Here is a 6324-nt window from a genome sequence, read left to right as displayed (position 1 = left end):
GACGATGACGACGAGCAGTGCGTCGACGCGTCGAACTGGCCCGCGGGTTCGGGCACCGACGGATACGAGTACATCGAGCGGGTCGATATGGACGACCAGGTCGTCGAGACCTCGGGCGACGACGCCTACTACGACTTCGCCTGCCCAGACGTCGTCACCGTCCAGCGTGGCGGGACGTTCGAGGTCGCCGTGGACTTCGACGACGGTGGCTACGACGATCACTACGGGAGCGTCCACGTCGACTGGGACCAGAACGAGGACTGGTCGACCGCCGACGGCTTCGAGATCATGTCCGGCGTCGGCGACGATAGCCAGACGTACTCCGCATCCGTCGAGGTGCCCGACGACGCGGAACTGGGCGGCACGCTCGCCCGCGTGCGTCTCAGCTACGGCGACTTCGACGATCCGGACGACGAGGGCGAATGGGGCGAGGTGAACGACTTCACCGTCTACGTCGAGGACGACGAGGACGACGAGGACGACGAGGACGACGGCGATTGCGTAGACGCGTCGAACTGGCCTGAGGGAACAGGCACCGACGGATTCGAGCACGTCCAAGAGCTGGACGTCGATGGCCAGGTCGTCGAGACCTCGGGCGACGACGCCTACTACGACTTTACCTGCCCCGACGTCGTGGAGGTCGAGCAGGGCGGCTCGTTCGAACTCGCGATGACCTTCGACGACGGCGGCTACGACGACCACTACGGGAGCGTCCACGTCGACTGGGACCAGAACGAGGACTGGTCGACCGCAGACGGCTACGCCATCATGAGCGGCGTCAATTCGGCTGGCACCTACACGACCACCGTGGACGTGCCGGACGACGCGGCGACCGGAACGACGCTCGCTCGCGTCAGGCTCAGCTGGAGCGACTTCAGAGCGCCTGACGACACCGACGAGTACGGCGAGGTCAACGACGTCACCATCCACGTGCGGTAATCACGCTGGCCGGTCCGTCCGGGACTTCGTCCTCCTCCGGGGATTCGCGCTTTTCGGCGATCGTCCGATATCGCGGCGGATATCCCACGTGCCGCCGGCGAACCGCGGAAAACCGGGACGAAAAGACATTACTTCTCGGGAGGTGACTTACCGCGCATGTCGCTTCAGACGCCGCCGCTGCGTGGGATCCACGACGACCGCGGAGCGCGATTCACGGAGTTCGGCGGATGGGAGATGCCGGTCGAGTTCGACTCAATTCGCGAGGAGCACGAAGCCGTCCGATCGGACGTCGGGATCTTCGACGTCTCGCACATGGGCCAGCTCGAGGTGACGGGACCGGACGCGACGACGTTGATGCAGCGGCTGACTTCGAACGACGTGACGTCCCTCGACACGGGCGACTCCCAGTACGCGGCGATCACCGACGAGGACGGGACCGTCATCGACGACACGGTCGTCTACCGACTGCCCGACGAGACCGACGAGGCGGCCTACCTGTTCGTGCCGAACGCCGGCTCGGACGAGGCGATGACCGACCGCTGGACGATCCACCGCGACGAGTGGGGCCTCGACGCGACGGTGACGAACCGAACGACGGAGTACGCCATGGTGGCCGTGCAGGGACCCCGCGCGCGGGCGGTCGTCCGCGAGGCGGTCGCCGACCCGTCGGACGTCGAAGAGCTCTCGCGGTTCGAGGCCGCGTACGCGACCGTCGACGGCGTCGAGTGCTGGACCGCCCGAACCGGTTACACCGGCGAGGACGGCTTCGAACTGATCGCGCCCGCGGAGCGAGCCGACGACGTCTGGGCCGCGTTCGCAGACGAGTGTCAGCCCTGCGGACTCGGCGCGCGCGACACGCTGCGCCTCGAGGCCGGCTTCCTCCTCTCGGGACAGGATTTCGATCGAGCGGACAACCGACGGAACCCGTACGAAGCCGGGATCGGGTTCACGGTGAAGCTGGACACGGAGTTCGTCGGCCGAGACGCCCTGGAGCGCGTCCGCGAGGAAGGCGTCGACGAGAAGCTGATCGGCTTCACGCTGATCGACCGCGGCGTCCCCCGTCACGGCTACGACGTGACGAAGCCCGACGGCGAGGTGATCGGGACGGTCACGAGCGGAACGATGAGTCCGACCCTCGGCGAGCCCGTCGGCCTCGCGTACGTTCCGGTGGAGCACGCAGACGCGGGCACGACCCTTCGCATCCGCGTCCGCGGCGAGCCGAAAAAGGCAAGAGTTGAAACCATCCCCTTCGTCGATACGGTATAATGAGCTTCGAGATCCCATCGGACCGGCGGTACCTGGAATCGCACGAGTGGGCCCACGAGACCGACGGCGTCGTCCGCGTCGGCATCTCCGATTTCGCCCAGGACGAACTGGGCGACGTCGTCTTCGTCGAACTCCCGGAGGAAGGTGACGAGATCGCTCAGGAAGCGGAGTTCGGCGTCATCGAGTCCATCAAGGCCGTTTCCGACCTCTACGCCCCGGTGAGCGGCGAGGTCGTCGGCGTGAACGATGCCCTCTTCGACGCGCCCGAACTCGTCAACGACGACCCCTACGGAGACGGCTGGATGCTCGAGATCGAGCCCTCGGACGCCGGCGAGTTCGATTCGCTCTTGAGTGCCGACGAGTACGAAAACCAGGTAGCCTGAGCCGTCGCCGTCGTCGCCGAGAACGCTCCGGGGCTCCGGGGATTCGCGCCGGCCTCGGCCGCGTTACTCGAACCCGACCAGTCGGTCGAGCACCTCTTCGAGCGGCGTCTCCGTCACCGCGAGCGAGTAGCCGTCGATCCGAGCGAGGTCGCCGGCGTGCTCCCAGAGGTCGTCATCGTCGATACCGTGGAGGACGACGGCGTTCGGCGTCGGGGTGACGACCCGGAGCGCGACCAGGCCCCGACTCACGCCCGTAACGCCGGTAAACACCAGCGCACGGTTCGTCGATTGCCCGTAGAGTCGGACGAACTCCTCGCTCGAGAGGCGGGTGATCGCTCGAACGCTGTCGATGACCGTGTGGCCGCTGATGCGGTCGTGGTTCCCCGGTTCGACCTCGGTGGCGTCGATCGTCCGGTAGAATCTGGACAGGGGAAGCGCCGTCGAGTACTCCTGGAGGTCGTGAACGACGTCGCTCTCGAAGCCGGCCGAGAGCACTCGCGCGTACTGGCGAATGCGCTCGCCGCCCCGGCGCTCGTCGATGGCGATGAGCCCCTCGACGAGTCGGCGGATCACCCCGATGCCGGGACTCTCGCGTCGTCCGCTCTCGTAGTCGGAGACCACCGACGAGGAGACGTCGAGCTCTGCGGCCAGCTCCGTCTGGGCCACGTCGAAGTCCGTCCGCCACTTCCGGAGCGTCGCGCCGGGATCCTCGCTCAGGGTGATCTCGCCCGCGATCTTCTCGGCGAGCTGCTCGCGGGGGCCGCGTTCGGTCATGGTCGTGGGATCGAGCGGTCGTTTCTTGTAGCTACCGGGTTTCTTGTCGCTGCCGGATTCGACGGTGTGGGCGGCCGGTCGTCCCGATCCCCCGCCTCGTCTCTGTCGTCGAGACTGTCGCGCGAGGGGAACACACAATACGGGTGACGCCCTGATGGGGGACATGCCTTCGACCGTCGTCCACGTCGGCCTGGCCGGGCTGATGGGTGCCGCGCTGCTCGGCGACGAGTTCGACACCAGGGCGATCCTGGTGGTGATGGCCGTCACCGCCGTCATCGACCTCGACACGGTAATCGGCATCTACTGGGAGGGCACACACCGGGCGGCGTTACACAACGTCTTCGTCGTGATCGTTCCCGCCGCGGTGTTGTACTGGGACGTCGAGCTCCGCGAGGAATCGTTCGTCCGCGATCGCTGGGGCGAGTACGGTTACCGCGTGGCCTGGGTGAGCCTCCTGACCCTGTTCGTCGCGCACATCCTCCTCGACGCCTTCTACAACGGGGTGAACCTGTTCTGGCCGCTGCACGACCAGTTCTACGACCTCTCCGGTAAGCTCTACGTCTCCGACCGGGACGGACTCGTCCAGACGTTCGTCGAATTCTCCACGGCAAACGACGGCACGCGGACGCTCGCCGAGTCGACCGACCGGGGGACGACCGATGACACCCACTACTCGACCGGCTTCGATCCCGGGCCGGACGCCGACGAGGAGACGGAGCGGATCTTCCCGATCGCGTACTCGGGTGAGCTGTTCGTCGTCGCACTGGCCGGTTACCTCACGGTTGGGATCCGAATCTGGGAGGGCCTTCGAGGCGACGAAGACGAGGAGTAACCGACGACGTGACGGCGCGGCGATGGCCGACCCCTTCCGTACCGACACGCCGAAGGTCGCCGGCGGCGAACGGCCGCCGATGACGATCGAGGTTTGGCCGTACGACCCGGAAACCGACCGCGATGAACTGTGGCGACTGAAGCGCGCGTTCGAACTGGAGCTCGCGAACGAAACCGGCGGGGACGAAAAGCGAACGGCTTACGCGGGAAAACTGACCGACGAGTACCGGGATCGGTACCTCGCGTGGGTGGAGCGCAGTCTCGCCGACGAGCCCCGCGCCGTCTCGCTCGCGACGGTCGACGGTGAGGCGGTCGGCTACGTCTTCGTCCTGCCCGAGCGGCTCTCGATGATCTGGGACGCGGCCGTGCTCAACGAGATCTACGTCGACCCCGACCGCCGCGGGACGGGCGTGGCGGATGCGCTCCTCGAGACGGCGGTCGCAGTCGCCGAGAGTCAGAACCTGCCGCTCGACAGGCTCGTCCTCGACGTGGATCCGGACAACGAGCGTGCGTACGATTTCTACCGCCGCCACGGATTCGAGCCCTGGGGCGAGATGGTGGCCCGCAGACTCTGAGTCCCGATCGATCGGCCACGCTTCGGACGTGGACGGGACGTTCCCTCCGAGGTCCTCCCCGATCTCCTCGATGGGGTCGCGGACTCGGTCAGTCCTCGGCGGGCGGATCGACCGTCTCGATCTGTCCCCGGATCCACGCGACGGCGTCGGCTACCTCGTCCGCGTCCGTCCCGGACACTTTCACGCGCCCCGGCGCCGATCCCTTCCGGGGATAGCTCCCTACGGCGACGTCGAACCGGTCGCGGATCTCCGCGAGCAGGCCGTTCAACGCGCCCTCCGGCACCGGCGTGAATACCGAGCGGCTGGTCGCTGCGCCGTCGAACTCGTCGGCCACCCGCCGGAAGGCGGCTCGCATCTCCTCCGGAAATCCGGCGAAGACGTAGACGTTCTCGACGACGCAGCCGGGCGCCCACCCGGCGTCGGTGACGATCGACCGCGACCCTTCCGGGAGCCGGGCGCCGGTCGCCGGATCTAACTCGAGGTCGTGTTCCTCGAAGAGCTCCGGGCGGTTCTCCCGGAGGATTCGTCCCTTCTCGACCAGTCGCTCTCGAACGGCCTCGTGGACGACGAGTTCGCGGTCGAGCGCGTCGGCGACCGCGTCGATCGTCACGTCGTCGGGCGTCCCGCCCAGTCCGCCGGTGACGATCACGGCGTCGTACGCCTCGCGCCAGCGATCGACGTAGTCCGCGATGACGACCCGATCGTCGGGGATCGTGACGATCCGTCGAACGGTCCCGCCGCGGTCGGCGATCTCCGCCGCGAGCCAGGTCGCGTTGGTGTTCGTCGTCTCGCCGGCGAGGAGCTCGTCGCCGACGGAAACGATCGCAACGTGCATACATGGTGGTCGGGTCGAAGGGAATTAGGCGCGTCGTCCGCTCGACCCGAGGACGCCCACCCGTTTCGGAACCACGAAACTGGCAACGTACAAGTGGACGCCAGCGATTGACCGGACCGAGACGTCGGAAGTGTGGGTACCGGTTCGACGAATAAACTCCCCGGCATACTCGCGACGGCCGTCCGAGAACGATACGGCGACCGGTATCACATCGTGAAGCTTCCCGACGGACTCGAGTTGATTCCGGTGGCTGACGACCCGCTGGAGGCGCTTAGAGACGAGTTCTCCGATATCGACAAATCCGCTGACGAACTTCGCGACGAAGCACGCGAGACCGCGCTCGACGAGGCAGGACGGTAATGTACGCGGAGACGGATTTTCTCCTCGCCCTCATCAGGGGCGAAGATTGGTTCGGCGAAGCCGCCGAGTCGGTCTACCGACGTCATCGAGACGAGTCGTGGACGTCCCAATTCACGCTCATCGAACTCCTCCTCGTCGCGTGCCGCGAAGAACTGGACACCGAACGGGTCGTCACGAACGCTGCCGATCTCGTCGAAATACGCGGCGACCGAGAGACTGTCCTCGCTGCGGCGACCTACGTCGAAGACCACGGTTTCACACCGTTCGATGCACTCTGCCGCGACGAATCGAACGGCGATACTATCGTTTCGAGCGACGGGACGTACGAGGGCGTGACGTCCCGCCTCGACCTGAGGTCCGT

General features: G+C 66.6%; 9 protein-coding genes. 7 read left to right on the top strand and 2 right to left on the bottom strand.

Annotated elements, in window-relative coordinates; translation table 11 throughout:
* The 3 genes from QZT59_RS09150 to gcvH all read left to right on the top strand — a co-directional run.
* Positions 1-939 (top strand): GEVED domain-containing protein (locus QZT59_RS09150; protein ID WP_290814592.1); only part of this gene is annotated, 939 nt, incomplete at its 5' end.
* Positions 940-1095: 156 nt separating this feature from the next.
* On the top strand, positions 1096-2205 hold the full coding sequence (gene gcvT, locus QZT59_RS09145; protein WP_290814589.1) for a glycine cleavage system aminomethyltransferase GcvT: 1110 nt from the start codon (positions 1096-1098) through the stop codon (positions 2203-2205).
* Entirely contained in the window at positions 2205-2588 is a 384-nt protein-coding gene (gene gcvH, locus QZT59_RS09140) for a glycine cleavage system protein GcvH (RefSeq protein WP_290814587.1), read from the top strand. The genes gcvT and gcvH overlap by 1 nt, the downstream gene beginning before the upstream one ends.
* A gap of 63 nt (positions 2589-2651) precedes the next feature.
* Here the strand turns inward: gcvH and QZT59_RS09135 are convergent, their stop codons facing one another.
* Complete coding sequence (locus tag QZT59_RS09135) at positions 2652-3362, bottom strand: helix-turn-helix domain-containing protein (protein WP_290814584.1); 711 nt, start codon at positions 3360-3362, stop codon at positions 2652-2654.
* 163 nt (positions 3363-3525) lie between these two features.
* Between QZT59_RS09135 and QZT59_RS09130 the strand changes: the two genes are divergently transcribed.
* Positions 3526-4194: a metal-dependent hydrolase gene (locus QZT59_RS09130; RefSeq protein WP_290814581.1), complete on the top strand. Its 669-nt coding sequence runs from the start codon at positions 3526-3528 to the stop codon at positions 4192-4194.
* Between the two features lie 79 nt (positions 4195-4273).
* The gene (locus QZT59_RS09125) at positions 4274-4768 is read left to right on the top strand and encodes a GNAT family N-acetyltransferase (protein WP_290814578.1); all 495 of its coding nucleotides are present in this window, start codon (positions 4274-4276) and stop codon (positions 4766-4768) included.
* An 88-nt stretch (positions 4769-4856) separates the two neighbouring features.
* Here QZT59_RS09125 and QZT59_RS09120 read toward each other — a convergent pair whose 3' ends face one another.
* On the bottom strand, positions 4857-5603 hold the full coding sequence (locus QZT59_RS09120) for a competence/damage-inducible protein A (RefSeq protein ID WP_290814575.1): 747 nt from the start codon (positions 5601-5603) through the stop codon (positions 4857-4859).
* 132 nt (positions 5604-5735) lie between these two features.
* On the opposite strand from QZT59_RS09120, the gene QZT59_RS09115 reads away from it, so the two are divergent.
* Entirely contained in the window at positions 5736-5963 is a 228-nt protein-coding gene (locus QZT59_RS09115) for an AbrB/MazE/SpoVT family DNA-binding domain-containing protein (protein ID WP_290814572.1), read from the top strand.
* Positions 5963-6324, top strand: a 362-nt coding sequence (locus QZT59_RS09110; protein ID WP_290814569.1) for a PIN domain-containing protein, incomplete at its 3' end; no start/stop codon positions are given. The genes QZT59_RS09115 and QZT59_RS09110, both read left to right, overlap by 1 nt.

The sequence above is a fragment of the Halovivax sp. genome (assembly GCA_007119345.1).
Classification (GTDB): domain Archaea; phylum Halobacteriota; class Halobacteria; order Halobacteriales; family Natrialbaceae; genus Halovivax.
This window is presented reverse-complemented; position numbering and strand designations above follow the sequence as displayed.

What these genes read in the sequence shown, in the direction of transcription:
- QZT59_RS09135 (WP_290814584.1), bottom strand. Translation starts at nt 3,362, where the DNA reads ATGACCGAACGCGGCCCCCGCGAGCAGCTCGCCGAGAAGATCGCGGGC.
- gcvT (WP_290814589.1), top strand. Translation starts at nt 1,096, where the DNA reads ATGTCGCTTCAGACGCCGCCGCTGCGTGGGATCCACGACGACCGCGGA.
- QZT59_RS09120 (WP_290814575.1), bottom strand. Translation starts at nt 5,603, where the DNA reads ATGCACGTTGCGATCGTTTCCGTCGGCGACGAGCTCCTCGCCGGCGAG.
- QZT59_RS09130 (WP_290814581.1), top strand. Translation starts at nt 3,526, where the DNA reads ATGCCTTCGACCGTCGTCCACGTCGGCCTGGCCGGGCTGATGGGTGCC.
- gcvH (WP_290814587.1), top strand. Translation starts at nt 2,205, where the DNA reads ATGAGCTTCGAGATCCCATCGGACCGGCGGTACCTGGAATCGCACGAG.
- QZT59_RS09125 (WP_290814578.1), top strand. Translation starts at nt 4,274, where the DNA reads ATGACGATCGAGGTTTGGCCGTACGACCCGGAAACCGACCGCGATGAA.